The organism is Sandarakinorhabdus oryzae, from assembly GCF_009733735.1.
Taxonomy (GTDB): Bacteria; Pseudomonadota; Alphaproteobacteria; order Sphingomonadales; family Sphingomonadaceae; genus Sandarakinorhabdus; species Sandarakinorhabdus oryzae.
The window spans coordinates 1-25,710 of the sequence record NZ_WNJP01000026.1 but is presented as its reverse complement, the minus strand read 5'-3'; the positions used below and the strand labels follow the sequence as shown (position 1 = coordinate 25,710).

Annotated in this window: 24 protein-coding genes, 1 tRNA gene and 1 pseudogene; 6 read left to right on the top strand and 20 right to left on the bottom strand. The window is 66.0% G+C overall.

Going from position 1 to position 25,710, the window contains the following annotated elements; all coding sequences use genetic code 11:
• The 3 genes from GJ693_RS04615 to GJ693_RS04605 form a co-directional block, all read right to left on the bottom strand.
• Positions 1-225, bottom strand: a 225-nt coding sequence (locus GJ693_RS04615; protein ID WP_156255157.1) for a hypothetical protein, incomplete at its 3' end; no start/stop codon positions are given.
• 106 nt (positions 226-331) lie between these two features.
• Entirely contained in the window at positions 332-502 is a 171-nt protein-coding gene (locus tag GJ693_RS04610) for a hypothetical protein (protein WP_156255156.1), read from the bottom strand.
• A 125-nt stretch (positions 503-627) separates the two neighbouring features.
• Complete coding sequence (locus GJ693_RS04605) at positions 628-774, bottom strand: hypothetical protein (RefSeq protein ID WP_156255155.1); 147 nt, start codon at positions 772-774, stop codon at positions 628-630.
• A gap of 206 nt (positions 775-980) precedes the next feature.
• On the opposite strand from GJ693_RS04605, the gene GJ693_RS04600 reads away from it, so the two are divergent.
• A complete protein-coding gene (locus GJ693_RS04600; protein ID WP_197041962.1) occupies positions 981-2,705 on the top strand; it encodes an alpha/beta hydrolase-fold protein in 1,725 nt (574 codons plus the stop codon).
• Positions 2,705-2,986, top strand: coding sequence for a hypothetical protein (locus tag GJ693_RS04595; RefSeq protein ID WP_156255154.1), 282 nt, complete (start codon positions 2,705-2,707; stop codon positions 2,984-2,986). The genes GJ693_RS04600 and GJ693_RS04595 overlap by 1 nt, the downstream gene beginning before the upstream one ends.
• Positions 2,987-3,183: 197 nt before the next feature.
• Here the strand turns inward: GJ693_RS04595 and GJ693_RS04590 are convergent, their stop codons facing one another.
• From GJ693_RS04590 to GJ693_RS04550, 10 genes are all read right to left on the bottom strand, one after another.
• Positions 3,184-4,686 carry a PQQ-dependent sugar dehydrogenase gene (locus GJ693_RS04590; protein WP_156255153.1) on the bottom strand — a complete coding sequence of 501 codons (1,503 nt, stop codon included), beginning with the start codon at positions 4,684-4,686 and terminating at the stop codon, positions 3,184-3,186.
• Positions 4,687-4,978: 292 nt separating this feature from the next.
• A complete protein-coding gene (gene clpX, locus GJ693_RS04585) occupies positions 4,979-6,229 on the bottom strand; it encodes an ATP-dependent Clp protease ATP-binding subunit ClpX (protein WP_156255152.1) in 1,251 nt (416 codons plus the stop codon).
• Between the two features lie 224 nt (positions 6,230-6,453).
• Entirely contained in the window at positions 6,454-7,083 is a 630-nt protein-coding gene (gene clpP, locus GJ693_RS04580) for an ATP-dependent Clp endopeptidase proteolytic subunit ClpP (protein ID WP_156255151.1), read from the bottom strand.
• 19 nt (positions 7,084-7,102) lie between these two features.
• A complete protein-coding gene (locus GJ693_RS04575) occupies positions 7,103-8,104 on the bottom strand; it encodes an acyltransferase family protein (protein WP_197041961.1) in 1,002 nt (333 codons plus the stop codon).
• A gap of 85 nt (positions 8,105-8,189) precedes the next feature.
• Positions 8,190-9,764: a trigger factor gene (gene tig, locus GJ693_RS04570; protein ID WP_156255149.1), complete on the bottom strand. Its 1,575-nt coding sequence runs from the start codon at positions 9,762-9,764 to the stop codon at positions 8,190-8,192.
• 60 nt (positions 9,765-9,824) lie between these two features.
• Positions 9,825-9,909 (bottom strand) — tRNA-Leu (locus tag GJ693_RS04565).
• Positions 9,910-10,003: 94 nt separating this feature from the next.
• The gene (locus GJ693_RS04560) at positions 10,004-10,324 is read right to left on the bottom strand and encodes a superinfection immunity protein (RefSeq protein ID WP_156255148.1); all 321 of its coding nucleotides are present in this window, start codon (positions 10,322-10,324) and stop codon (positions 10,004-10,006) included.
• Positions 10,325-10,538: 214 nt separating this feature from the next.
• On the bottom strand, positions 10,539-10,658 hold the full coding sequence (locus tag GJ693_RS16770; RefSeq protein WP_197041960.1) for a DUF2474 domain-containing protein: 120 nt from the start codon (positions 10,656-10,658) through the stop codon (positions 10,539-10,541).
• A complete protein-coding gene (cydB, locus tag GJ693_RS04555; RefSeq protein ID WP_156255147.1) occupies positions 10,651-11,682 on the bottom strand; it encodes a cytochrome d ubiquinol oxidase subunit II in 1,032 nt (343 codons plus the stop codon). Before cydB ends, GJ693_RS16770 begins: the two co-directional genes overlap by 8 nt.
• Positions 11,660-13,081 carry a cytochrome ubiquinol oxidase subunit I gene (locus tag GJ693_RS04550; protein WP_156255159.1) on the bottom strand — a complete coding sequence of 474 codons (1,422 nt, stop codon included), beginning with the start codon at positions 13,079-13,081 and terminating at the stop codon, positions 11,660-11,662. The genes cydB and GJ693_RS04550 overlap by 23 nt, the downstream gene beginning before the upstream one ends.
• Positions 13,082-13,176: 95 nt before the next feature.
• Between GJ693_RS04550 and GJ693_RS04545 the strand changes: the two genes are divergently transcribed.
• Positions 13,177-14,889: a formate--tetrahydrofolate ligase gene (locus tag GJ693_RS04545; protein ID WP_156255146.1), complete on the top strand. Its 1,713-nt coding sequence runs from the start codon at positions 13,177-13,179 to the stop codon at positions 14,887-14,889.
• A 6-nt stretch (positions 14,890-14,895) separates the two neighbouring features.
• Here GJ693_RS04545 and GJ693_RS04540 read toward each other — a convergent pair whose 3' ends face one another.
• Complete coding sequence (locus tag GJ693_RS04540; RefSeq protein WP_235902635.1) at positions 14,896-17,220, bottom strand: TonB-dependent receptor; 2,325 nt, start codon at positions 17,218-17,220, stop codon at positions 14,896-14,898.
• A 119-nt stretch (positions 17,221-17,339) separates the two neighbouring features.
• Between GJ693_RS04540 and GJ693_RS04535 the strand changes: the two genes are divergently transcribed.
• Positions 17,340-17,705 carry a winged helix-turn-helix domain-containing protein gene (locus GJ693_RS04535; RefSeq protein WP_197041959.1) on the top strand — a complete coding sequence of 122 codons (366 nt, stop codon included), beginning with the start codon at positions 17,340-17,342 and terminating at the stop codon, positions 17,703-17,705.
• On the opposite strand, the gene alr is transcribed toward GJ693_RS04535, so the two are convergent.
• Both alr and GJ693_RS04525 read right to left on the bottom strand, forming a co-directional pair.
• Positions 17,702-18,964: an alanine racemase gene (gene alr / locus GJ693_RS04530; protein WP_156255144.1), complete on the bottom strand. Its 1,263-nt coding sequence runs from the start codon at positions 18,962-18,964 to the stop codon at positions 17,702-17,704. The two genes, GJ693_RS04535 and alr, sit on opposite strands and share 4 nt — an antisense overlap.
• On the bottom strand, positions 18,964-20,478 hold the full coding sequence (locus GJ693_RS04525) for an N-acyl-D-amino-acid deacylase family protein (RefSeq protein WP_156255143.1): 1,515 nt from the start codon (positions 20,476-20,478) through the stop codon (positions 18,964-18,966). The genes alr and GJ693_RS04525 overlap by 1 nt, the downstream gene beginning before the upstream one ends.
• 133 nt (positions 20,479-20,611) lie before the next feature.
• Here GJ693_RS04525 and GJ693_RS04520 point away from each other — a divergent pair, with 133 nt between their 5' ends.
• Together GJ693_RS04520 and GJ693_RS04515 are read left to right on the top strand one after the other, a co-directional pair.
• Positions 20,612-21,334: a hypothetical protein gene (locus GJ693_RS04520; protein ID WP_156255142.1), complete on the top strand. Its 723-nt coding sequence runs from the start codon at positions 20,612-20,614 to the stop codon at positions 21,332-21,334.
• Positions 21,306-22,748: a hypothetical protein gene (locus GJ693_RS04515; RefSeq protein ID WP_156255141.1), complete on the top strand. Its 1,443-nt coding sequence runs from the start codon at positions 21,306-21,308 to the stop codon at positions 22,746-22,748. Before GJ693_RS04520 ends, GJ693_RS04515 begins: the two co-directional genes overlap by 29 nt.
• 16 nt (positions 22,749-22,764) lie before the next feature.
• Here the strand turns inward: GJ693_RS04515 and GJ693_RS04510 are convergent, their stop codons facing one another.
• From GJ693_RS04510 to GJ693_RS16765, 4 genes and pseudogenes are all read right to left on the bottom strand, one after another.
• Complete coding sequence (locus tag GJ693_RS04510; RefSeq protein ID WP_156255140.1) at positions 22,765-22,953, bottom strand: hypothetical protein; 189 nt, start codon at positions 22,951-22,953, stop codon at positions 22,765-22,767.
• Positions 22,954-23,132: 179 nt separating this feature from the next.
• Complete coding sequence (locus GJ693_RS04505; RefSeq protein ID WP_156255139.1) at positions 23,133-23,339, bottom strand: cold-shock protein; 207 nt, start codon at positions 23,337-23,339, stop codon at positions 23,133-23,135.
• A 234-nt stretch (positions 23,340-23,573) separates the two neighbouring features.
• Complete coding sequence (locus GJ693_RS04500; RefSeq protein WP_156255138.1) at positions 23,574-25,349, bottom strand: hypothetical protein; 1,776 nt, start codon at positions 25,347-25,349, stop codon at positions 23,574-23,576.
• Between the two features lie 66 nt (positions 25,350-25,415).
• A pseudogene (locus GJ693_RS16765) lies at positions 25,416-25,710 on the bottom strand (hypothetical protein); the annotation flags it as partial.

Here is a 25,710-nt window from a genome sequence, read left to right as displayed (position 1 = left end):
CCCCAGCGCCAGGCTGGCGCGGCAGGCGGCGCGGGGATCACCTTCCACCAAGCTGCGGCCGGGCCGGGTGCAGGCCGGGATGCGCTGTGCCGTATCGAGCCGGAAGCCCGGCGGGCAGATCAGGCCGCGATCGGCGCGCGGGCGGGCAGCCACCACTTCGGGCGGCGCCGGCGCGGCGACATTGCCCTTTTCCGGCAGATGCGCACACAAAGCGGGCGCCGCCATCACTGGCGACGCCCAAAAGAAACACAGCGGGATAAACCTCAGGGCGCGCATGGCGCCACGTTATCCGTGGCGGCGGGGCTTGACCACCCCGACCGCCCGAACCGTGTCAACGACGCAGGGCTGTGTTGCGGACCATGGCGCGCGGCAGGCGGCGGGGGAAGGAACGACCCGACCACAGCATGCCGACGAACACGCCAAACAGCATCGAGAGAACCATCAGGGCACCATCGGAAGCCAGCAGGTGGCCGAGAGCCTGAGCGATACCTTCGAACATCATAATCACACCCTACTCGTTAACACTCCGTAGATGGGTTGGATATGCTCAAATTTACTGCCTGTAAAGGCCCATTTCGGCGCGTTAACTATTTTTCTGTTAACGAGTATTACTGGAATACTCACCAATCAGGACTTGTCGGACCCGCTGCGATCACCGCTGGAAGAATTGCCTTGGCGGTCATGCCGGGCACGTTCCCAGAACATGCCGACAAGGCCACCCAGAACCAGGGAGAAACCAACCAGAATCAGATCAGAAGAGAAAAATTGTTCCATGGTCCCCGCTCCCACCCCAAATGGATGCGGGCCGAACAATAACCGATTCAACCTCACAGGCAAGTCAGTACAATTTCACTACTTCATTCATAACTAAGGCAACTTATACGATATTGATGGTTATTGGCATGTTATCTGCAAGTATCACCCTGCGTTGCGGTCAAGGGGCAAGCATGCTTACATGCCCACAACAGGGAGAAACGGGCATGAGAAACAGGGTCATGGGGCGCATTTTGACCGCGGCACTGATCAGCACGGCGCTGGCCATGCCCGCCGCCGCCACCGGATTCCGCGTCACCCTGCCAGCGACTGGAGTCGATCCGGTCAACGATGGTCGCATCATCCTGATCATCACGCCCGACGCATCGAAGGAACCGCGCTTCCAGGTCAGGCTCGGCGCCGATGCGCCGCAGGTGTTCGGCGTCAACGTCGATGGCCTCAAGCCCGGCGGCAGCGCCACCGTCGCCAGCGGCGTCCTCGGCTTTCCAATCGACGATGTCGCCCAGGTGCCGGCCGGCGAATACATGGTCCAGGCCGTCTTCCACAAATACACCACCTATCACCTTGCGACCGGCCACACGGTGAAGCTGCCAGCCGCACGCGGCGCCGGGCAGAACTGGCGCGAAGAACCGGGCAACATCATCTCGGAACCCGTGAAAATCCGCTTCAACCCGGCATCAAAGGAACTGGTCACCATCCCGCTCACCAAGGTGATTCCGCCGGTCGAACAGCCGAAGGACAGCGAGTTCATCCGCCACTTCAAGTTTCGCTCCGAACGGCTGAGCAGATTCTGGGGCACCGACGTGTTCATCACCGGCCACGTGCTGGTGCCGCGCGATTTCGACAAGCACCCCGAGGCCCGCTTCCCGCTGGTCATCAACCACGGCCATTTCCCGTCCGATTTCGGTGGTTTCTCCACCACCCCGCCCGATCTCACCGAGCCGTGCAAGCCGGAACCCCGCTTCAACGAGCCCTGCTACAACCGCATCCAGGCGCAGGAGGCCTTCGACCTCTACAAGCGCTGGACGTCGGACAATTTCCCGCGCTTCCTCATCGTCGAGATTGATCACTCCAATCCCTATTACGACGACAGCTATGCCGTGAACTCGGCCAACCTCGGCCCCTATGGCGATGCCATCATGAAGGAGTTCGTGCCGGCGCTGGAGGCGAAGTTCCGCGGCCTCGGCCAAGGCTGGGCGCGCTTCACCTATGGCGGCTCCACCGGCGGCTGGGAGGCGCTGGCCGTCCAGCTCTTCTACCCGGATGATTTCAACGGCGCCTTCGCCGCCTGCCCCGATCCCGTTGATTTCCGAGAATATACCGGCATCAACCTCTATGCCGACAAGAACGCCTTCTGGAAGGAAGGACCCTTCACCCGCATCCCCCGGCCCGCCCACCGCGATTATCTCGGCCACGTTGCCTACACGGTGGACCAGGAACAGCGCCTCGAACTGGTGCTGGGCGATCACAGCCGCTCCGGCCAGCAATACGACATCTGGGAAGCGGTCTATTCCCCGCAAGGCCCCGACGGCTACCCGCAGCGCATCTTCGACAAGCGCACCGGCGTCATCGATCCCAAGGTCGCCGCCTATTGGCGGGAGAATTATGATCTCGTCCACATCATGCAGCGCGACTGGAAGACGCTCGGGCCCAAGGTGAAGGACAAGATATTCCTCTACGCCGGCGACATGGACAATTATTACCTCAACAACGCCGTCTACCTAGCCGAGGATTTCCTGAAGAAGGCCAATCCGCCCTTCACCGGCGAAATCGCCTATGGCGACCGCGCCGAACATTGCTGGAATGGCGACCCCAACCAGCCCAACCACATCAGCCGCCTGCGCTATCACACCATGTATGTGGACAAGATGTTGAAACGCATCCAGGCCGCCGCACCCAAGGGGGCCGACCTGACGAGCTGGCGCTACTGATGAACCAGAAGCCGACTGCCGACCTGCCGCTGAAGGGCCTCTATCGCGTCCAGTGGAACCAGATGGCCCAAGCCATCGGCCTGCCCGTGCTGTTCTGGCTGCTGCCTTGGCCACAGCCGCTGCGCCTCGTCGGCCTCGTCCTGCCGCCGCTGGCCTTTGTCATCAACATCGCCATCATCAGCCTGATCAAATGCCCGGCCTGCGGGAAGCGCCTGATGATCAAGGGCCTGCTCATGGCCCCCCGCCACAAGTGCCCCCACTGCCGCGAAGTGGTGGCGTGATCTCCCTCCCCCCTGAGGAATTGGGGGAGAGACGCCGCAGGCGGCCCGGGGTGAGGGGTGGCAAGCGTCGAAGCAAGCAAGGGGCCTCCTTCGGGCAGGGACTCGTCCCTGCCCCCCGTCCGTCTTCAGGCGGCCCGCATCAAGCGGCTGCCGTCATGCTGGCCCAAGCCAGCATCCATTCCGAAGTCGAGGCCGCCTCAGCCCGGCACCACCATGAAGATGTCCCCATCGAAATCGACGAGGAACAGATTCCCCGCATCGTCTTCGCCGAAGCTGACGAGCTGGTTGATCGTGCCCACATCCGGCGCGAAATCCTCGTTGCGGCGCTCGAAGCGGGCCGCAGCCAGCGTCTGGCCATCCACCAGCTGGGTGCGCGGCACGCTCCAGATATGGCCGCGCACAAAATCACCGAACACATAACGATCGCGCAAACTGGTCACGGGGCCGCGATAGACATAGCCGCCCACCACGCTGTTGCCCTGCCGCGGCCCGGTGCCATGGCCATATTCCGCCACTGGCGGCGTCAGCCCGGCCGGCGCAGTGCCGGCATAGGGCGCCGTGCCTTCCAGGAAGCGCCAGCCGAAATTGCGGCCAGGCTGGCTGGTCAGCACCGTGTCGATCTCTTCGCGGGCATCTTGGCCCACATCGCCGATGAACAGCCGGTCGCCAAAAAAGGAGGCGCGGAACGGGTTGCGCAGGCCGGTGGCAAACACCCAGGGATCGCCACCACCGCCGGCAAAGGGATTGCCTGGCGCCGGGATCCAGAACAGCACGCCGGCGCCGGCATAGGGATCGGGATTGGGCGCGATGCGGATGATCTTGCCGAGCCGGCTGTTCACATTCTGCGCGTTGTTGCCGGGATCACCACTGCCGCCGCCATCACCGATCGCCACATAGATATTGCCATCCGGGCCAACACCGATCCAGCCGCCGTTGTGATTGCTGAAATCGCCATGCGGCGTGCGGATGATCAGGTTATAGGTTCCGATGGCATCCGGCTGGGGCAGCGGATAATCCCGCACTTCAACCGCCCCATCGGGCGCCGTCGCCACCACCAGTGCCGCGATGTCACTGCCGCCATAGCGCCGCACCAGCGCCATGCCGAGCAGCCCGCGCTCCCCATCGGTCGCGATATTGCCCACGGTGAACGCGCGCTGGCGCGTGCCGGTGGCCGGATCCAAGAGATAAACCGTGCCCGTCTTCTCGAGCACATAGACCCGGCTGTCGCCCGGAATGGCGGCAACAAACACCGGCTGGTTGAACCCGGTCGCCACCCGCCGCACCGCGATGCCCTCGCGGCTGTTGGTCACCGTGATGGCAATCGTCTGATCGACATTGGCCTGGCCATCGCTCACGCGGATTTGCACATTGTAGACATTGTCGCCATCGGCATCGCCGGGCAGATCGAAATCGGGCGGGGTCACGAACTGCAGCTGGCCCGCGGCATCCACGGTGAACCGCGCCGCATCCGCGCCGCCCACCAGCGAGAAGGTCAGTGCCGTGCCGTCAGGGTCTGCGGCCACCGCTTGATAGGCCTGGCTGCTGTTCTCCACCACGCTCGCCGACGTCGGCGAACTGAACACCGGCGGCCGATTGCCCGACCCCGGCCCACCACCCGAGCCGCCACCGCCGCCACCACTACAGCCGGCCAGCACCAGCAACCCGAGCTCGGCCGCAACAGTGAAAGATGAAATGCGCATTGCCCAAGATTATCGGCAGCATTTGCACCTGTCGAGCAGTATAATGACGAGCAATCCTTGCCGTTTGCTGCTGAATCTTTCAAGAAAAGGTCGAATGTAGAAGCAGACTGTCCAAATTGTTGCACTATGGTGACAATTTGACCGGCATTCACGACCAATTCCAGCTTCGGACTGACTGGATGGTCATCCGGCCGCGGATGGAGGCCACGCGCACAGTCCCGTTCCTCCTTCCCCACAAAAAAGGCGCAGCGCCGTTGCCAGCGCTGCGCCTCAAATCGTCAGGAAGCGCGTGTCACGCCGCCTTGTCGGCCACCATCAGGCGCGTCGGCTGTTTGGTGCCGGCGACGACGTCCTTGTCCACCTGCACTTCTTCCACGCCTTCCAGGCCCGGCAGATCGAACATGGTGTCGAGCAATATGCCTTCCATGATCGAACGCAGGCCGCGGGCGCCGGTCTTGCGTTCGATGGCGCGCTTGGCGACCGCCGACAGGGCGTCGGTGGTAAAGGTCAGCTTCACGCCTTCCATCTCGAACAGGCGGGCGTACTGCTTGACCAGGGCGTTCTTCGGCTCGGTCAGGATCTTGATCAGCGCCGGTTCGTCGAGGTCCTCCAGCGTCGCGATCACCGGCAGGCGGCCGATGAATTCCGGGATCAGGCCGAAGCGCAGCAGATCTTCCGGCTCGCACTTGCGCAGCAGCTCGCCCACGCGGCGTTCGTCCGGCGCGGCGACGTGGGCACCAAAGCCCATGCCGCGACCCTGCATGCGATCGCCGATGATGCGATCGAGGCCGCTGAACGCGCCGCCGCAGATGAACAGGATGTTGGTCGTATCGACCTGAAGGAATTCCTGCTGCGGATGCTTGCGGCCACCTTGCGGCGGCACGGAGGCGGTGGTGCCTTCCATGATCTTCAGCAGCGCCTGCTGCACGCCTTCGCCCGAAACATCACGCGTGATGGAGGGGTTGTCGGACTTGCGGCTGATCTTGTCGATTTCATCGATGTAGACGATGCCGCGCTGGGCGCGTTCCACATTGTAATCGCTGGCCTGCAGCAGTTTCAGGATGATGTTTTCCACATCCTCGCCCACGTAACCGGCTTCGGTCAGCGTGGTGGCGTCGGCCATGGTGAAGGGCACATCCAGGATGCGCGCCAGCGTCTGCGCCAGCAGCGTCTTGCCGCAGCCGGTGGGGCCGACGAGCAGGATGTTGGACTTGGCCAGTTCCACTTCGGCACCCTTGCCGCCGTGGTTCAGCCGCTTGTAGTGGTTGTGGACGGCGACCGACAGCACGCGCTTGGCGTGGAACTGACCGATCACATAATCATCCAGCACCTTGCAGATTTCGCGCGGGGTGGGCACGTCGCCGGACTTCTTGACCAGCGCCGTCTTGGTTTCCTCGCGGATGATGTCGTTGCACAGCTCCACGCATTCATCGCAGATGAACACGGTTGGCCCGGCGATGAGTTTCCTCACCTCGTGCTGGCTCTTGCCACAGAAGCTGCAGTAAAGCGTGCCTTTGCTGTCGCTGCCGCCCAGCTTCGTCATGGTTTTCCTTCCTTCGGCCCGCCTTTGTCGGGCTGGCCTTCCTCACACCGGCCCGCCCCAATCCACGTCTGAGAGGGCCGGCAAGATACGCGCCGGCATGCCACCGGCTCAACAGTGTAGCGACAATTCGGCACCCACCGCAAGGGCAGGTTTGAACCAGCGCAATGGATCGGCGACCGCGATGGCCGCCGATTTGGAGTGGAGGGCCTGCCCGCCCGACAGTCTCAGGCCGCGATGGCGTCACCTTCGGTCGGCACCGGGCGCTTTTCCATCACGGCGTCGATCAGACCGAATTCCTGGGCTTCCTCGGCGCTCATGAACTTGTCGCGTTCCATGGCGCGCTCGATGGTGTCGATGTCCTTGCCAGTGTGCTTGACATAAAGATTGTTGAGGATCGAGCGCACGCGCAGGATTTCGCGGGCCTGGATCTCGATATCGGTGGCCTGGCCTTGTGCCCCGCCCGAAGGCTGATGCACCATGATGCGGGCATTCTTCAACGCGATGCGCATGCCCGGCTCGCCTGCAGCCAGCAGGAAACTGCCCATGGAGGCGGCCTGGCCGACGCACACCGTGCCCACCTTGGGGCGAATATATTGCATGGTGTCATAGATCGCCATGCCCGACGTGATCACCCCGCCCGGCGAGTTGATGTACATGTAGATGTCTTTTTTCGGGTTTTCCGATTCCAGGAAGAGCAATTGGGCCACGATCAGCGAGGCCATATTGTCTTCCACCGGGCCGTTCACGAACACGATGCGATCGCGCAGCAGCCGCGAATAAATGTCGAAGCTGCGCTCCCCGCGGTTCGAGCTTTCGATGACGATGGGAACGAGACCGGCGGTCGGATTGATCATGGCAGACTCCTTTGCTCTCCTAGTTCGGACGTTTGGCGCCCAAGTTCAAGGGGGCAAAGGCGGGGAAGCGGAATGCCGCGCGCCGGCGGGCGGATTCGAGCGGTCTGTCCACCCAGACATGCAGCAGCATCGTGGCCAGCACGACCGCCGGCAGCGTGGCCAGCTTGAGCGCGAAGCCCTCCAGCGCCAGGGCGGCGCCGAGGCACGTGATCACCGGCGAGTGCACGAGATAGAGCGCGTAGGCGGCATCGCCCAATTGCCGGTCGAGCCGGCCGGATGGTCGGACCAGCACCCGCGCGACCACTGGCAGCAGCAGGAGCGCCCAGCCGAGGTGGGCGAGCTGTTCGACCAGGAGGGACAGGCCGGGCCCCTTGACCAACAGGGGGCGGGTGACGGGCAACAGCGCGAAGAGGCCAGCGACAAGCACAAAACCGCCAGCCCCGGCCAGCGCGGCGGCATGCCCGGCCAGCGGCCCGTCACGCTCGGTCAGCGGCGGGCCACCAGCCAGCCACATGCCGGCCACAAATGCCGGCAGATAGAGCAGGAATGTCCAGGCGCCGTGGGCCATCAGCCACATGCCCAGGCCCCAGGCCAGGCCGCCAAGCAGCCAGAGCTGCCAGCCCGGCAAGCGCTGCGCCGCCAGCCAGAGCAACGGCAGGCACAGGTAGAACTGCAGTTCGAGATCGAGCGACCAGGCCACCCCGGTCAGCATGTCGCCACGGCTGGCGCTGCCCAGCAACAACAGGCCACCCAGCGGATCAGGAGACTGGGGCATGCCAAGCCAGTCCCTGGCCGCCCAGGTGAGAGCGCCCACCAAGGCGAACAACGGCCAGATGCGCAGCAGGCGCAGCACCACGAACCGGCCCGGGCCCTCGCCGTTGGCAAGCCAGCGCCGCGACACCCAATAGCCTGACGATATAAAGAAAAGCACCACCGCCGGGCGGCCGATGTTGAGCGCCGACAGGTGCGAGATCAGCACCACCAGCGCCAGGATCAGGCGCAGCCCTCCGGGACCAGGCACGTGCATGGGGCCGCATCCTTCCACGCGGCGCTATGGCAATGGCCATCACGCCGTGGTGGAGAAAACGGCCCCGCGGGGCCCGGCTTTACGCCTTTTTGGCCTTCTTCGGCGCCGCCTTTGCCGGGACAGCCTCCGCAGCCGGTTCGGCTTCGGCCTTCTTGGCCGCTGCCTTCTTGGCCGGGGCCTTCTTCACCGGTTCGGCTTCAACCGCAGGTTCCTCCACGGCTTTTGCCTTCTTGGCCGCGGCCTTCTTGGGCTTGGCGGGGGCATGGTCGTGATCATGGTGATCATGGCCACAGCCCGGACCATGGACGTGGCCGCCGGGGGTTTCGTCTTCGCTCTCGATCGCGGCTTCCAGCTCGGCGCGGGTGACGGCGCGTTCGGTGATTTCAGCCTTGCCGATCAGGAAGTCCACCACCTTGTCTTCATACAGCGGCGCGCGCAGCTGCATGGCGGCCATGGCGTTTTCCTGGAAGAATTTCACCACCTTCTGCTGTTCGGCCGGGGCATAGCGCGCGGCCTCCTGGCCGATCAGGCGGTTCATTTCAGCCTGGGTGACGTTGATGCCGTTGCGCTGGCCGATTTCCGACAGCAGCAGGCCCAGGCGGACGCGGCGCACAGCAATACGGCGATAATCCTCACGCTCGGCCTCGATCTGGGCGCGGGCAGCATCCGGATCGGCTTCGCGGGCGGCTTCGGCTTCCAACGTCTGCCAGATCTGCTCGAATTCGGCTTCAACCATCGATTCCGGCACATCGAAATCATGACGGGCAGCCAGCGTGTCGAGCAGCTTGCGCTTGAGATAGGTGCGCGACAGCGTCCCCAGCTCGGCATCGAGCTGATCCTTCAGGATTTCCTTCAGCGCATCCAGGCTGTCGAGGCCAAAGCCCTTGGCGAAGTCATCGTCCAGCTTGGTTTCAGCCGGCACTTCCACCGCCGTCACCGTCACGTCGAACTCGGCCGGCTTGCCGGCAAGGTTAGCGGCGCCGTAATCGGCCGGGAAATTCACCTTCAGGGTGCGCTGTTCATTGGCCTTGGCGCCAATCAACTGGTCTTCGAAGCCCGGGATGAGCTGGCCCGAGCCGATCTTGACCCGCATGCCCTCACCCTTGCCGCCATCGAACGGCACGCCATCGATCTTGCCTTCGAAATCGATCACCACCGTGTCGCCGGTCTTGGCCTTGTGCTTGGCCGGGGCCGGTTCGGTGCGCTGGGCCGATTCGGCGAGGCGGGCGAGCGCGGCGTCCATGGCGGCCTCGTCAGCCGGCACCACCAGCTTTTCCAGCGCCAGCTCGTCGGCCTTCACATCCTCGATGGTCGGCAGGATCTCAAGGGAGACAGTGAAACGGGCATCGCCTTCGTCGGCCAGTTCGCCATCCACATCAACCTGCGGCTGCGTTGCCGGGCGCAGGCCGTGATCGGCAATCACCTGGTTCACCCCGTCGTTCAGGGCCGCCTGCAGCGCTTCGCCGCGCAGGGCCGGGCCATGCATCTTCTTGACGAGATTGGCCGGCACCTTGCCGGGGCGGAAGCCGGGCATCTTGATCGTCTTCGACACTTCGGCCAAGCGGGCTTCGAGGCGCGCGGCGATGGCATCGGCGGGGATCACCAGCGAATAAGCGCGGCGCAGGCCCTGGTTGGTGATTTCGGCAATCTGCATCGAAAGAACCCGTCTGTAAGTTGCAATTCAAGAAACGGGCGCCGGGCATGAAGCGGAGACTGGTGCGGGCGAAGGGACTCGAACCCCCACGTCTTTCGACACCGGAACCTAAATCCGGCGCGTCTACCAGTTCCGCCACGCCCGCACCCGGGAAGCGAGCGCCCGCCTATAGCAGGCAGATGCCGGAGTGCAAGGCAGCAATGGCAGGGTGAAGCGCACGAACCGCGCAGGTGCGACGCTCAGGCGAGGTTGAGCGAAAGGGCCGTGGTGGCAAATCCAGCCAATACCAGCGCGGAGACCGACGCGATCAGCCGGCGGCGGCGCTGCGGCGACCCGACGAAGCGTTGGATCATCGGATGGCTGCTGTTGCCCGAAGCGGCCCAGGCCATCAATGCAATCCACAAGGCAAAGGAAAACAGGGAGATGACGTTCAGGGCCGCCAGCAGATGGCGATCAGGGTGGCGGTTCACGTAAGCCACGCAAGCCGGCAGGAAATTGAAAACGCACAGGAAAATGAAAATCCCGACGATGACGGAGATGGCGGTGGAACCTGCAACCATGTGTCCCTCCCGGGCGCGTGCGACCCAAAAGGCCGCCGTTGTTGCTCTCGTTGCAGGCTGATCACCCCTGATCGGCCAGTCACTTGCCCCACCCAGCCAAGCGCGATTCGCCCTGGCGGCTCGTGGTTAATCTACGTCAGGTCAGGCCAGACACAAGGCAAATCGTAACCAATTGGAAACGATTTGCTCGGATTTTGGCCGATATGGCGGCCGTTTAGCCCAGCAGCCATGTCCTGAGCAGCATTGCCACCAACCCGACCACGGCAACGCCGGCGACCCACAGGCCCACGAACCAGGCCAGACGGCGCGGCAGCGGTGCTTCGCTATCAGGCATAGCCTTCGGCCCCGACCTTGCCGCGGAACAACCAATAGCCATAGGCGGTGTAAGCCAGGATCACCGGCAGCAGCAGACCCACGCCGACCAGCATGAAGCGCTGCGCATTGGCGGCAGTGGCGGCCTGCCAGATCGTCACCTGCCCCGGCACGGCCCAAGGGAAGATCGAGATGCCCAGCCCGATGAAGGTGAGCAGAAACAGCAATTCAGCCAGCACGAACGGCGCCACTTCCGCCCGGCGCCGCAGCGCGCGGATGAACAGCAGGCCGGTGACCGCCACCAGCACCGGCACGGGGGCAGAAAAATAAAGGCCGGGCGGCTCGAACCAGCGGCTGAAATAATCATGGTTGAGGAAGGGCGTGGCCAGGCTGACGGCGGCGATGGCGGCAATGCTGGCCGCACCGCCGCGCCACGCCATGCGATAGGCATGATCCTGCACCGCGCCCTCTGTTCGCCAGATCAGCCAGCAGGCCCCCAGCAGGGCATAGGCTGCCACCACAGACGCGCCGGTGAGCAGAGAGAAAGGCGACAGCCAGTCCCACCAGCCGCCGGCATAGCTGCGCCCTGCAACCTTCACGCCCTGCAGCACAGCGCCCAGGATCACCCCCTGCGCAAAGGCAGCCAACGTCGAGCCGGCAAAAAAGGCGAAATCCCACAACCAGATACGGCTGGTGCGGGCCCGATATTTGAAGGCCACGCCGCGGAAGATCAGGCCGAGCAGCATGGCAATCAGCGGCGCATAGACCGCTGGCATCAATATGGCATAGGCCAGCGGGAAGGCGGCAAACACGCCGCCGCCGCCCAGCACAAGCCAGGTCTGATTGGCGTCCCAAACCGGCTTGATCGTGGCGATCGCGGTCTCGCGCTCTGCCCCCGGCGCCATGACGGGAAACAATATGCCGATGCCAAGGTCAAAGCCGTCGGTGATCACATAGATGAAGATGGCCAGGCCGATGATGCCGGCCCACACCAGGGTCAGAAAAGGATCGGGCGGCACCGTTTCACTCCGCCATCTGGAAGCCATAGGGGGCATCGGGCGGCAGGCTGCCCACGTCCACCGTCTGCTCCTTGCCAGGGCCCTTGTCGTCCGGGTTGGGCTCCGTGCCCATTAACTTGATGATGAACCAGGTGCCAACGCCGAACACGAAGAAATAGACCAGGATGAAGGCGATCAGTGAGGCCGCCACAGCGGGGGCTGCCAACGGCGAGGCGCTTTCCGCAGTGCGCAGCACGCCGAACACGGTGAAGGGCTGCCGGCCGGTTTCCGTAGTGATCCAGCCGGCCAGAACCGCGACAAAGCCGGCCGGCCCCATCGCCAGCGCCAGCCGCTGCTGCCACGCGCTGTCGAACAGCCGGCCGCGCACCGCGTTCCACGCCGCCCAGCCGCCAAGTAGCAGCATCAACATGCCCAGCCCGACCATCACGCGGAAGGCATAGAAGGGAAACGCCACCTTGGCGCGATTTTCGGGCGCCACCTTGTCCAGCCCCATGGTGGCAGCATTGATGTTATGCTGCAGCACCAGGCTACCGATCGCCGGGATCTGCACCTTATAATGCATCACCTGCGCCGCATCATCCGGAATACCAAACAATATCAAGGGCGCAGCCCGGTCGTGGCTTTCATAATGGCCCTCGATGGCAGCGATCTTGGCCGGCTGGTGTTGCAGCGTGTTCACGCCATGCTCATGCCCGGCGAGGATCTGCAGCGGCGCGGTGACCGCCACCATCCCCATCGCCATGGCGAACATGATGCGTGTCGCCGGCTGGGCGGCACGGCCCAGCTTGCGGTCCTTCAGCAGATGGAAGGCCCCCACCGCGCCCACCACCAGTGCGGTGGTCAGATACGCGCCCAGCAAGGTGTGCGCCAGCCGATAGGGCATGGACGGGTTGAACACCACCTGCATCCAGTCTGTCGCGTAAAATTGCCCATTGGGCGCAATAGCATAGCCCTGCGGCGTCTGCATCCAGCTGTTGACCACGATGATCCAGAAAGCCGAGATGGTGGTGCCAATGGCGACGAGGCAGGTGGCCATGAAGTGGAGTTTCTTGCCGACCCGATCGAGCCCGAACAGCATGACGCCGAGGAAGCCGGATTCGAGGAAGAAGGCCGACAGCACCTCATAGGCCATCAGCGGGCCGATCACCGGTCCCGCCTTGTCAGAAAAGGCCGCCCAGTTGGCGCCGAACTGATAGGCCATGACGATGCCCGACACGACGCCCATGCCAAAGGCGATGGCGAAGATTTTCAGCCAGTACCGGAACAGCTGCAGATAGACATCGCGCCCAGTCTTGAGCCAAAGCCCTTCCAGAACAGCGAGATAGCTGGCAAGCCCGATCGAGAAGGCCGGGAAGATGAAGTGGAACGAGACCGTGAAGGCGAACTGGAAACGGGCCAGTGCCAGGGCGGAAACATCGTCGAACATTGGGTCAAGCATGGGGCGACCAACTAGCTCCTTCCCGCAGTGGCGCTGGACGTGTAGGCGCGCGGGACCAATTGCGGGCCTTATGGCGGGGAATCATGGCGTCGGACATTGAAATCGCACGCGCAGCGACATTGCGCCCCATCCGGGAGATTGCGGAGCGGCTGGGCCTGGGCGACGCCGATCTCGAGCCTTACGGCCATCATATCGCGAAAATATCGGCCAAAGCGCTGGCCGGGCGTGCCACATCTGTGGCCCGGGGTGGCCAACGGGTGGCCGGAAAGCTCGTGCTGGTGACCGCGGTGAATCCCACCCCGGCCGGCGAAGGCAAGACCACCACCACCATCGGCCTGGCCGACGCGCTCAACCGCATTGGCCGCCGCGCCGTGATCGCGCTGCGCGAGCCCAGCCTGGGCCCGGTGTTCGGCCGCAAGGGCGGCGCCACCGGCGGCGGCCAGGCCCAGGTGGTGCCGATGGAGAAGATCAACCTCCACTTCACCGGTGATTTCCACGCCATCACATCGGCGCACAATCTGCTCGCCGCCATGATCGACAATGCGGTGCATTTTTCGACACCGATGCCATCGGGCGCCGCCATCAACCCGCGCACGGTCACCTGGAAGCGCGTGCTGGACATGAACGACCGCGCCCTGCGCCAGATCGTGTCCGGCATGGGCCCCGGCAACCACCCGCTGCGCGAAACTGGATTCGACATCACGGTTGCCTCCGAAGTGATGGCCATCCTGTGCCTGGCCGACGACGTTTCCGACCTGCAGGTCCGCCTCGCCCGCATCCGCATCGGCAAGGACCTGGCGGGCAACCCCGTCACCGCTGGCGATGTGGGCGCGGCTGGCGCCATGGCGGCGCTGCTGGTCGAGGCGATGCAGCCCAATCTGGTGCAGACCATCCACGGCTCCCCTGCCCTCATCCACGGCGGGCCGTTCGCCAACATCGCCCATGGCTGCAACAGCGTCATCGCCACCCGCGCCGCGCTGGCGCTGGGCGAGTTCGCCGTCACCGAAGCCGGCTTCGGGGCTGACCTCGGCGCCGAGAAATTCGCTCACATCAAGTGCCGCTCCGCCGGCCTCGCCCCTGCCGTCGCCGTGGTTGTCGCCACCGTGCGCGCACTGAAATATCACGGCGGCATGGCGCTGGCCGATCTGGGCACCGCCGACCCGGCCGCGCTGCATCGCGGGCTGGAGGTGCTGGCCCGCCATGTCGAGAATCTGCAGAGCCTCGGCCTACCAGTCGCCGTCGCCATCAACGCCTTCAACACCGACCGCGCCGATGAACAGGCCCAGGTGCTCAGCCACTGCCGCGACACGTTGGGCGTGGCCGCGCATCTGTGCCGCCACTGGGCCGACGGCCCGGCCGGCGCGGAAGACCTCGCGCGCAGTGTCGCCGCGCTGGCCGACGCCAATGCCGATCCGCACGCCCGCTTCACGCCGCTCTATGCCACCGGCGCCGACGTGTTCGATGCGCTCACCACCGTTGCCACCCGCATCCACCGCGCCGCGCATGTTACCCTGTCGCCCACCGCCCAGAAACAACTGGCCGCGTTGCGCCACGAGGGCCTGGCCAACCTGCCAGTGTGCATCGCGAAGACGCCCTACAGCTTCACCGCCGATGAAAAGGTGCGCGGCGCCGTCTTTGGCCATGATCTGCCGGTGCGCGAACTGCGCCTCGCTGCCGGCGCCGGCTTCATCGTCGCCCTGGCCGGCGACATCGCCACCATGCCCGGACTGCCGCGCCAGCCCTCGGCCATTGGCATTCACCTTGATGGCCAGGGCCGCATCGAGGGGCTGAGTTGAGTCGCGTCAGAGGGTGAAGCCCAACGTGACTCCGATGATGCGCGGATCGCTGGGGGTGCCGAGGATCAGGCCGCTGTTGCCGGCCTGGGTCGTCACGTTCTGGATATAGTTGCTGTTGAACAGGTTGCGCGCGAAGACCGCCATCTGCCAGCCCTTGCGGCTGCGAAAACCGATGCTGGCGTTGGTGAGGTTGTAGCCTTCGATGAGGGTGAAGCGCGACAGGGTGGGGTCACCATAATAGCTGCTGCGCCAGCTGGAATCGGCGTGGACGAAGGCCTCCCCCGCCCCGCCAACGGCATGCGCATAATCGAGCCCGATGGTGGTGGACCAGCGCGGCAGGCCCGAGAGGCGGCCGCCGGTGAGGTCGCAGGCGGTGGTGGTGCTGCCCTGCAGCTCCAGCGGGCACGGCCCCTTGGGATAATCGGCATAGCGGCCATCGGTAAAAGCGACCGACGCCCGCAGCTGCAGCCCGCTCACAGGGGCGGCAATGGCATCAAGTTCCACACCCTTCACCGTGACGCGCGGAATGTTGGACAGATAGCCGCGCAGCGCCACCGTCTGGGTGGAATCGACCAGGGTCGCCTGGAAATTGCGCACCTGGGTGGCATAGACGGCGACATTGATCCGCAACCGCTGGTCAATCAGATCGGATTTCAGCCCGGCTTCCCAGGTCGTGTTGCGTTCCGGCGCCACGACAGCGGTCGCCAGCACCGGCTGGTTGTTGGCATCCAGCGGCAAGCCCGACATGTTGATGCCGCCGGATTTGAAGCCCCGGGCAAGGCTGACGTAGGCAAAGGCATGATCGGCAAAGCGCCAGGCGATATTGGCCCGGCCCGACAGATCGCCGCTGTCATCGCGGGCGGCATAGGATTGGGGCCGCAGGATCGACAGGCGGGCGTTGAGCAGGGCCGGGCTGGTGACCGGCGGGCCGCCAGCGACGCTGATGCTGTAATCGCCGGTCTTGTGCTCGATCGTGTAGCGCAGGCCGCCGGTGAGGGTGAGCCGGTCAAGCGGGCGCCAGTTGACCTCGGCGAAACTGGCATAGCTGCTGGCGGCAAAGCGCGTGCGGCCATCCTGGCCATAACCATCGAGCAGATCGGCCGGCACCGGCGCGGCGGCCGCACCCGTGGTCGGCCCGATCAGCCAGCCCGCCGCGTCGGGGCCATAGATGGAAATCGGCCGGCCCTTGATCACCTGCCGGAACACATAGAGCCCGACAACATAACCGAGCGGGCCGTCGCCGTTGGAGGCAAGGCGCACTTCCTGGCTGATCTGATCCTGCCGCGACGGAATCCGCTGCACCAGCTGGATCCTGAGCCCGGTGTAATCGCGATCGTTGGCGGCATCCCAGTTCCAGAAGCGCCAGGCGCTGACCGAGGTGAGCGTGGCGTACCCCAGGTTCCAGTCGGCGACCAGCGACACGCCGCCTTCGTTGGTGTCCACCGCCAGCGCCGCATCGATATCGGTCAGGCGGTCATAGGCATTGCGGCTGGGCGGGGCATAGCCGAAGCGGGCAGCCAGCGCCGGAAATTGCCGCGCCGCCGGCCGCAGCGAAGTGCCGGTGCGGAGGTAAACCTGAGTGCAGCATTCGCTGTTGAAATTGCTCCAGTCGCCGGTCAGCCGCAGGCTGAGCGCCGGGCCGGGCTGCCACAGCAGCTGCGCGCGCACCGCCTGGTTGTTGAGGTTGTTCTGATCGGTGCCGGTGGTGACATTGTGCAGCACGCCGTCGCGCCGGGTGGCAAGGCCCGACAGGCGAAACGCCAGCCGATCGGCCACCAGCGGCCCCGACAGCGCCGCCCGGGCCTGGACGAAGCCGCGCTGGCCCACCGAAAATTCGCCCTGGGCCTGCCAGTCAAAACTGGGCGCGCGGGTGAGGATGTGGATGGCACCAGCGGTGGTGTTCTTGCCAAATAATGTGCCCTGCGGCCCACGCAGCACCTCGATGCGGTCGATATCGACGAAATCGAACGCGGCCGTGGCCGGGCGGGCATGATAGACCTGATCGACATAGAAGCCGACGCCGGGTTCCAGACCGTCGTTGGCCTGGCTGACGGCCACCACGCTGCTGCCCAGCCCGCGGATGGTGACGGCGGTGTTGCGCGGGTTGGCCGAGCTGTAATTGAGCGCCGGCACCAACAGGCTGAGCTGGCCGGTGTTGACGGTGTAACTGCGGGCGAGAAGATCGGCATCGACCACCGACAGCGCCGCCGGCACGGCCTGCAGATTTTCGATCCGCCGCCGCGCGGTGACCAATATCTCGGGAACGCGGGCCGCTGCACCGGCGCTGGCATCCGCCTCGGCCGCATCGCTGGCCTGCGCGCCGGCCGGCATCAAACATGCCAACAGCAACGCCATTCCGATTTCGTGCCGCACGCCCTGCTCCGACTCCGTTGTATTTCATGGCATACAGCGCAATTGACAGCGATGCCAGCCGCCCCATGGTTTCGGGTATGAGCGCTACCTCTCTCCCGCCCCGCACCGGCCTGTGGTTCCGGCTGCTGCTGCCCGGTGGCGCGCTGGGGCCGGGCAAGATTGCCCTGATGCGCGCCGTGATCGCCGAAGGTTCGGTGTCGGGCGCGGCGCGGGTGCTGCGGATGAGCCACGCGCGCAGCGTCAAGCTGGTGGCCGAATTGAACGCGCTGGCGCCTTCCCCGCTGATCGACACCCGCGCTGGCGGGCCGGCTGGCGGCGGCGCCTCGGTGACGCCGCTGGGGCTGGCGGTGCTTGATGCCTGGGTGGCGCTCGACGTCGCGGTACAGGCCGCGGCCGAACAGAAACTGGCGGCGCTGGCTGCGCTGCTCGAACCGCCAACCTAGGCCGGCTTCAGCACCTTGGGCAGGCTGTTGCCCAGCACGGCGAGCAATTCGGGGCCGTAAGCGCTGCTGTTGGCCTCCAGTTCGGCCTGGGTGACGCGCTCGCTGCCCTGGGCGCCGAACAGCACGACCTCGTCGCCCAGACGCACGCTGTCCTTCGCGTCGGTGACGTCCACCATCAGCGTGTTCATCGTCACCCGGCCCACCACGGGGAAGCGGCGGCCGCCGATCAGCACTTCGGTGCGGGTGCGGCTCTCCACCGGGAACTCCGGCCGGTTCGCACGGCTGAGGCTGCGGCGGATGCCGTCGCTATAGCCGAGCGGCACATTGGCCAGCAGGCTGTCGCGCTCCAGCCGCCAGATGCGGTCATAATTCACCGTCTGGCCGGCGGGATAGGCGTTGATGGCCGCCACCTTCGACTTGATCGTCATGGTCGGCAGGAAGCGATCAGTCTTCACCGAGCCGGGATCGCCGTAGAGCAGCCCGCCGACGCGAACCATGTCGAGCCGGGTTTCAGGGTGTTGCAGCGTGGCGAAGCTGTTGGCTGTGTGGCGGATGAGGTCCCTGGTCAGCCCGGCCGCTTGCAGCCAGGCCACATCCGCTTCGAACCGGTGCAGCTGGGCCAGGATGTCCGCGGCCTCCTCGCTGGGATAATGGGTCATGGCACCGCGGATGCGGAGGCCGGGCAGCGCCAGCAGGGCGCGGGCCGCGGCCTTGCCAGCGTCGCTGGCCAGTTCGACGCCGTTGCGCGACATGCCGCCGGCGTTGAGCGCGAGATGGACGGGCAACGGCTGGTGGCCGCCGTGGCGCTTCCACAGGGCAGCGAGGCCGGCAGCGGCGGCCGGGTTGCCGATCAACTCCTCGATCCGCCACTTCAGCCCGTCTGCCATCTCCTCCTGCGTGGCCGTGCGGATGCGCAGCAGACGGCCGCGGTAGCCCAGTTGGCGGGCAACGCGCGCCTCGTCGTTGGAGGTGATGGCGACCTCGGTCACGCCCTTGGCGATGATGGTGGGGATCAGAAGCGCAATGCCGTTGCCATAGGCGTCGGCCTTCATCACCGCGCACAGCCGGGCCGTGCCGATCAGGCTCCGCACCGTGTCGATATTGGCGGCAAAGGCGGCGGCGTCCACCTCGATCCAGCCGTTGCTGCGCGCGGCTTTCGCCGGTGTCAGCCCGAAATTGCGGGCATCGAGCACCGGCGCCGCAGCGGCGCGGCTGGCGGCGAGCGCGGCGGCCCCGGCCAGGAACTGGCGGCGCTGCATCAGTCCTGCCCGCGCTTCAGGAAATGGCCGGGATACGTCCCGGTCGGCTTGCCATCCTGCCAGACCGGCACGCCGCCGACGATCACCGTCTTCATGCCGACGGCCAGTGCGTTGGGCGACTGGACGCTGGCGGTGTCGGCAAAGCGGTCGGGATCGAACAGCACCAGATCGGCCGCCATGCCCGGCCGGATGAGGCCGCGGGACTTGAGGCCGAGATGCGCGGCCGAAAGCCCGCTCATCTTGTGGATCGCCTCGGCCAGGGTGAGCCGGCCAGTCTCGCGCACATACACGCGCACCAGGCGGCCGAAGGCGCCATAGCCGCGCGGGTGCAGCCCGCCGATGCCGCCATCCGAACACAGGTTGCTGTGCGGCCAGGCCAGGAAATCGGCAATGTCGGCCGGCGCCATGGCGGTGCCGATCACCGATTCCACCCGTGTCGCCTCGGGGTGGGCGGCCTTCCAGGCCTGGGCCTTGTTGATCAGCCAGAGATAGGTGACCGCCGGCTCCTCACCGCGCAAGGCGGCGATATCGGCGATGGTCTTGCCCACATAGGCGGGTTCCGGCGCGTAGTATCCGATCAGCATGCCCGCCGGCGTGGTGAGATGGGTGAGCGCGAAGCGGCTGGCGGCGAGATCGGTGAAATCGCGCTTGGGGAACAGCACCGTCAGCGTCGATTGCCAATATTCATATGGGTAGACATCGGCGGTGACGTTGATGCCACGGGCGCGGGCGGCGTCGAGCTTGGCCAGCACCTGCTTCGCTTCGCCCCAGCGATCGACGATGCCGATCTTGAGGTGGGAGATCTGCACCGGGATGCCGGTCTGCGCGCCGATATCGAGGATCTCGTCGATGGCAGCATCGAAGCCGACATCTTCGCTGCGGATATGGCTCATGTAGGTGCCGCCGCCGGCCTTGGCGGTGCGGGCCAGTGCCAGCACCTCGTCGTGGGACGAATAGATGCCGGGATCATATTCGAGCCCGGTGGACAGGCCGAGCGAGCCAGCCTTCAGGTCGGCGGCGAGCAGCGCCTGCATGGCCTGCACCTCCTGCGGCGTCGCAGTGCGCTTGAAATCCACGCCCATCACCTTGTCCCGCAGCCAGCCGTGGCCGGTGTAGGCCGCCACGTTGATGGCGGCGGGGCGGGCGGCAAAGCTGGCATGCAGGGCGGCAAAGGGCGCGTCGCCGTCGCCATCCTGGCCAACGACGATGGTGGTGACACCCTGGGCCAGCAGCGGCGTCATGCTGCGATCGGCATAATCGCTGCGGTCGTGGTGGCTGTGGCTGTCGATGAAGCCGGGCGCCAGCACCAGGCCATCGGCACGGATCACCGTCTCGTGGCGGCGCGGCTTCAGGGCGCCGACGGCGATGATGCGATCCTTGTCGATGCGCACCGCGACGGCGCGCGGCGGTGCGCCCGATCCGTCGTGCACGCTGGCGCCGGTGATCAGCGTGGAAGCGCTGGCGGCGCTGGCCAACAGGCCGAATGCCGCGATCGCCGTGAAACCAATGTGCATGCTGCCCCCCTGTCGCGCCAAGGCTAGGCCGAGACGCGCCGGGCTGAAAGCAGCAAAAATCGCCGGGGCGCGAAACTGGTCGCGGGCCGGGCCCGGCGGTGGTATCTTTCGACACAACACGGGGGTGGACAGCGTGGCAAACGAGGACGGCGAACGGACATCCGGGCGGGAACAGCGCCAGTTGTGGCGGTGGCAGACACGGCTGCTGCCGTGGGTGTTTGGCGGCATCGCGGCGATGGGGGCCTTCTTCCTGATCGCCAGCTTCGTGCAGATGGAGCGCTTCTCGGCGTCGGTGCAGTACACGCCGGATGCCCGCCTGGAAAAGGCGCTGGCCCAGATGGATGCGCCGATTGCCAGGCTCCCGGCCAGCGAGGCCGCCGAACTGGTGCGCTGGAAGGCGCTGGCCACGCTGGAGGCCGAAACTGTCCGCCAGCGCTATGGCCAGGTCAACGCCACGCTGCTGCTGCGCGCCTGGACCCGGCAGATCGGTTTTGTCACCGGCATGATCATGGCGCTGGTCGGCGCGATGTTCATCCTGTCGCGCCTGTCGGAAGATCGTACCGAGCTGGGCGGCGAAGGCCAGGGCATCAAGGCCAGTCTTTCGACCAGTTCGCCCGGCATCGTCATGGCGGTGCTCGGCACGCTGTTGATGGTGGTGGCGCTGCTGTCGCCGTTCAATTTCAGCACCAGCGATGTCGCCGTCTATGTGGGCGGCGCCAACCCGGCGGCCGGCGCAGGGATGCCGCCGCCAATGCCGTTGCCGGGCAGCGATGCCGAACAGACCGAGTTGTTCGGGCCGGACTCGGGCGGAAATCAGGGAGGTAGCGATGGCAAGACCATTCCCGGCGCCGGTTAGGCTGGCCGCGCTTATCGGCATCGCGCTGCTGGCCGCCATGCCGGCCGCCGCCGGCGATCCGCGCTATGACCAGGGCAAGGCCGAGTGGCTGGCGCGGTCCTATCCGCCGGCACGCTCCACCCTGCTCGATTATCGCCGCGCTGGCTTCGGGCGCACCGCCGAGGTGGATTACATGCTCGGCACCAGCGGCTGCCGCATCGCCGAGCAGCGCGCCTGGGGCGCCCGGGTGCTGGCCTCCATCCTCTATCGCTACCAGCTCAACCCGGCGAGCCGCGACCTTGTTGGCCGCGAGCGCCTGCTGTGCCTCGGCACCGCGGCCATGCCGGAATTGTCGGGCGCGCCGGCCCGCACGGCGCTCGCCGTCACCGCCGGCGCCATGGCACGCGGCAAGATGTATTATTTGGCCAATGGCAATGAGCCGGTGGCGGCCTATGCCGCGCGCAGCCTGGGGCCGATCGATCCCGAAGCGCTGGCACGCCGGGTGGCGCCGGTTGGTGAGGGCGAGCGGCTGCGCGCCGAACTGCTGCGCATCGCGCCGGAACGGGCACAGGTGGCGATCAAGGGCCGCTTTGCCTTTGTCACCACATCGGGCCAGAGCGATGCGCAGCTGACGGCGATGGCGGCGCGGCTGGAAACCTATCTGGCCTTCCTGGAACGCGAATATGGGGCGGTGCTGCCGGGCAATTTCGTCACGCTGTGGCTGGTGCCCGATCAGTGGCAGCTGCGCGAGGCGGCACGCAAACTGCACAATCTCGACGTCAGCCCGGCGACCATCGGCTACACGTTTCAGGATGACCAGTCAGCCGTCGCGCTGATCCCCGGCACGCAGATCGGCACCCTGTTCCACGAACTGTTCCACCTTGTCGTGCGCTCGGGCTTTGGCGACGTGCCGCAGTGGCTGGATGAAGGCATTGCCGGGCTTTACGAGGTCAGCCAGGTGGAGGGCGACCGGGTGGTGGGGCTGCGCAACTGGCGCGGGCCGGTGCTGGCGCGGCTGTGGAGCAAGCGGCCGACGCTGCAGGCGATGATCAGCGCGCCCTGGTATGTGAGCGACACGCCCGGCAACCAGATGGAATATGATGGGCCGCCGCCGTCAACCGAAGCGGTGACGGCGCAATTTGCCACCGCGCGCTATTTCGCGCTGTGGTTGCAGGGCCAGGGCAGACTGAAGCCGGTCTATGCCCGCGTGCAGGCGTTGCAGCCGGGCGATGATGACGATCCGGCCGGCGCCGTGCTGAAGGCGGTGGAGGCGGAACTGGGCCCGATCGCGGCGGTGCAGACGCAGTTCGAACGCTGGTTCCTGGCACAAGAGAAGCTGCCGGTGCCGCCGCCCAAGGCGGACGCAGTGACCAAATATGAGCCGAACGCCCAGCAGGTGGCGCCGCCCAATCAGGCGCCGCCGCCGCGCCACTAGCGCAGGGTTTTGACGGTCAGGCCGGCTGGCGGCTGGGGTCGCGCTTGGCGCGCTCGGCCTGGGCCAGCACTTCCTTGTCGGCCAGGGCCTGCCAGGCGGCTTGGGCGCGCAGGAACATGTCGCGCTGGTTGGGCAGCACGCTGCCGGCGGCCATGCCGGTGAAGTGATCGATCTGGGTCTGGAAGAACTCGACGGTGCCGCGCATGGTCTGGCCTTTCGGGGAAACGCGGCCGGGCGCAAGCGGCGCCGGGCGGCTTCTGTCGAGGAAAGAGGGCAACAATCGGCGCGGGTGTTTTCCCGCCGAAACGCGAACGACCGCCGCGCCGATGTGCATCGCCGGGCGGGCCGGGACCACGAAGGCCCCTGCCCGCCCGGATAATCGGATCAGGCCGACTGGAGATTGACAGCCGAGGTCTTGCCGCGGCGATCGGTTTCCAGTTCGTAGCTGACGCGCTGTTCCTTGTTCAGGGTGGCCATGCCGGCACGCTCAACGGCGCTGATGTGCACGAAGGCATCGTCACCGCCGCCTTCCGGCGAGATGAAGCCATAGCCCTTGTCATTATTGAAAAACTTGACGGTTCCGGTAATCATATCTGTTTCCTTTCACGAAAACGAGAAATCCCTCCGCAAAAGCGCGGCTGGAGCTGGTAGCGTGAGAAAGGAAGCAGAGCCGATTGGTAGCAGCGTCAATTTCCGCCGCATGCGACGATAGCCATGCCGATGTGGGCGCTTTGGTCGCAATAGTCAAGGTTGAACTTTTTTCATGGCCAGCACGAGGCTTGAAAATCGCCACGTCTTCTTGGCAATTTCAGCCTGTTTCCGATGCTATAGCCGTTCCAGCTTCAGCCACTTGGGATCGCCGGCCCAGGCCCGCTTGAACGCCATTTCGGCCGCTGCCGCTTCCGGCTTGTGGCCTTGCGCCGTCTCGCTCTGCGCCAGGCCAAACAGCGCCCAGCCATTGCCCGGTGTCTGCGCCAGCGCGGCGCGGAACGCCTCCGAAGCGCCGGCGGCGTCGCCGGCCAGCAACCGCGCCGCGCCCAGCGACTGGTTGACCGGGTAATGCCAATAGCTCGGCTCCATGTAGGGGATGGTCGCCTCGATGCGGGCCGCAGCGCGGAAATGGGCGGCCGCCACGACATAGAGCCTGGCCGCCATGGCCCAGCGCCCGCGCGCCACATTGTCGGCAATGCGGATCAGGTCAGGCAGCGGCACCGACTGGTCGATCAGCAGCTTTGCCCCTGGATGATCCTTCAGGGCCGCCATGGCCTGCAATTCGGCCTCGAATCCGGCGCGATCGGCCTTGCCGACAAAGGCGACGGCACGGGCAAAATGATACATGGCAACCGCCAGCGGCAGCCGCGCATCGGGCGCCTTCATGGCCAGGATGGTGTCGGGCGGCGCGATCATGGCCATGGCCTGGAACGGCGCAGCGTCCACCGCCTGCGCCGTGCCCAGGCTGGCCGACATTTCCGGATCAAGCAGGCTGCCCAGCCGCTGTGCCTCCCGCATCGCGGTCGCCATGTCGCCGGCCATCATCGCGGAGGTGACGATGAAATGGATATTGTGGGGATAATAGGCATAGCGCACCGCGCCGTGATCGCCGGTGGCGGCGATCCAGGCTTCATCGGCCCGGGCCGCCGCGATGTTGACCCGGATCGAATCCTGGTAGCGCCCGCGTCGGTGCCATATGTGCGCCGGCATGTGCACCAGATGGGCAGCACTGCGGGCGTTGGCGGTGGCCAGGCGATCGGCCGCGGCTTCGGCGCGCGCCGGATCGGGCGATTCCATCATGTGGATATAGAGATGCGCGGCCTGGATATGGCCGGGATTGCGCGCCAGCACCGCCTCCAGCAGTCGCACCGCCTCGGCGCTGCGGCCAATCGGCTTGCCATCGGGCAGCCAGTAATTCCATGGGGACGTGTCCATCACCGCTTCAGCCGCCAGCACGGCGATCTCGTCGTCATCCGGATAGCGGGCGGCGACGGCCAGCATGGCTTCGGCAAAGGCGACATCAAGTGCGGCCCGATCGGCGGTCTCGTCGCGCGAATAGCGGGTGGCGAGCGCCGTGATCAGCGCCTGGTCCCTGGGGCTGGCGCTGTCCTTCAGCGCCAGTGCGCGATCGAGCGCGGCCAGCGCTGCCGGCCGGTCGCGTCCGTCCATCGGCGCGTTGATGTTGGGCCCCAGCGCCATCGCCTCGCCCCACCAGCACAGCGCGCAGCCCGGATCGAGCTGCTGTGCCTTGCGGAACGAGGCCACGGCGCCGGCGTGGTTGAAGCCATAGGAGAGCATCAGCCCCTGCGTGAACCACGGCCGCGCCGCCGCATTGTCGGGCGCCAGCGACAGGCGGGCACCAGCCAGATCAGACAGAATCGGCACGTCGCTGGCTTCACTGGCCGGTGCCGCCACCGCAGCGGCCGCGAGCAGCGCCTGCATCAGGCCGGTGCCGCCTGGCCGCCGGGCACAAAGGGCTTCGGCCTGGGCGGTGGGGTCGAGCGCCGCCAGCAGCGCTGGCGAATAGCGAGGTGCCTGTGCCACGGGCGCTGGCACGACAATTGCGGCCAGCAATGCTGCAGCGGCCAAGTGGACTGATCCCCGAGTCATGCCTGTCCTCCCCCGGCCGGGATGATGCCAGAAGCGCCGCGCCGCCTCAATCGCCTGGGCCGATTGTCAGGGCTTTCGCGACGCGTGGGTGGGGATGGACACCAGGCTCACCCCGTCGATGGTGGCGACGATGCGGCCGCCCAGGGCCAGGGCAGCGGCCTTGTCCGTACAGCCGACCAGGTCGGCGCTATCGTCGAGGAAATTGCGGGTCAGCGCAGTCTCGCCAAGCAGGCGGCAGGGATTGCCGGTGAGCGGATAGCCATCGCCAAACGGGGCCAGGCTGGCGGGGATTGTGGCCCGCGCCGGCGGTTCGGGCGCCGTTGTGGCGACCGGCGCCGCGGCCGGCGGCGATGGGGCCTCG

Excerpts from the sequence above, each read along its gene's own strand:
- GJ693_RS04610 (WP_156255156.1), bottom strand. The coding sequence starts at position 502 with ATGATGTTCGAAGGTATCGCTCAGGCTCTCGGCCACCTGCTGGCTTCC.
- GJ693_RS04605 (WP_156255155.1), bottom strand. The coding sequence starts at position 774 with ATGGAACAATTTTTCTCTTCTGATCTGATTCTGGTTGGTTTCTCCCTG.
- GJ693_RS04600 (WP_197041962.1), top strand. The coding sequence starts at position 981 with ATGAGAAACAGGGTCATGGGGCGCATTTTGACCGCGGCACTGATCAGC.
- GJ693_RS04595 (WP_156255154.1), top strand. The coding sequence starts at position 2,705 with ATGAACCAGAAGCCGACTGCCGACCTGCCGCTGAAGGGCCTCTATCGC.
- GJ693_RS04590 (WP_156255153.1), bottom strand. The coding sequence starts at position 4,686 with ATGCGCATTTCATCTTTCACTGTTGCGGCCGAGCTCGGGTTGCTGGTG.
- clpX (WP_156255152.1), bottom strand. The coding sequence starts at position 6,229 with ATGACGAAGCTGGGCGGCAGCGACAGCAAAGGCACGCTTTACTGCAGC.
- clpP (WP_156255151.1), bottom strand. The coding sequence starts at position 7,083 with ATGATCAATCCGACCGCCGGTCTCGTTCCCATCGTCATCGAAAGCTCG.
- tig (WP_156255149.1), bottom strand. The coding sequence starts at position 9,764 with ATGCAGATTGCCGAAATCACCAACCAGGGCCTGCGCCGCGCTTATTCG.
- GJ693_RS04560 (WP_156255148.1), bottom strand. The coding sequence starts at position 10,324 with ATGGTTGCAGGTTCCACCGCCATCTCCGTCATCGTCGGGATTTTCATT.
- GJ693_RS16770 (WP_197041960.1), bottom strand. The coding sequence starts at position 10,658 with ATGCCTGATAGCGAAGCACCGCTGCCGCGCCGTCTGGCCTGGTTCGTG.
- cydB (WP_156255147.1), bottom strand. The coding sequence starts at position 11,682 with ATGGCTTCCAGATGGCGGAGTGAAACGGTGCCGCCCGATCCTTTTCTG.
- GJ693_RS04550 (WP_156255159.1), bottom strand. The coding sequence starts at position 13,081 with ATGTTCGACGATGTTTCCGCCCTGGCACTGGCCCGTTTCCAGTTCGCC.
- GJ693_RS04545 (WP_156255146.1), top strand. The coding sequence starts at position 13,177 with ATGGCGTCGGACATTGAAATCGCACGCGCAGCGACATTGCGCCCCATC.
- GJ693_RS04540 (WP_235902635.1), bottom strand. The coding sequence starts at position 17,220 with ATGCCGGCCGGCGCGCAGGCCAGCGATGCGGCCGAGGCGGATGCCAGC.
- GJ693_RS04535 (WP_197041959.1), top strand. The coding sequence starts at position 17,340 with ATGAGCGCTACCTCTCTCCCGCCCCGCACCGGCCTGTGGTTCCGGCTG.
- alr (WP_156255144.1), bottom strand. The coding sequence starts at position 18,964 with ATGCAGCGCCGCCAGTTCCTGGCCGGGGCCGCCGCGCTCGCCGCCAGC.
- GJ693_RS04525 (WP_156255143.1), bottom strand. The coding sequence starts at position 20,478 with ATGCACATTGGTTTCACGGCGATCGCGGCATTCGGCCTGTTGGCCAGC.
- GJ693_RS04515 (WP_156255141.1), top strand. The coding sequence starts at position 21,306 with ATGGCAAGACCATTCCCGGCGCCGGTTAGGCTGGCCGCGCTTATCGGC.
- GJ693_RS04510 (WP_156255140.1), bottom strand. The coding sequence starts at position 22,953 with ATGCGCGGCACCGTCGAGTTCTTCCAGACCCAGATCGATCACTTCACC.
- GJ693_RS04505 (WP_156255139.1), bottom strand. The coding sequence starts at position 23,339 with ATGATTACCGGAACCGTCAAGTTTTTCAATAATGACAAGGGCTATGGC.
- GJ693_RS04500 (WP_156255138.1), bottom strand. The coding sequence starts at position 25,349 with ATGACTCGGGGATCAGTCCACTTGGCCGCTGCAGCATTGCTGGCCGCA.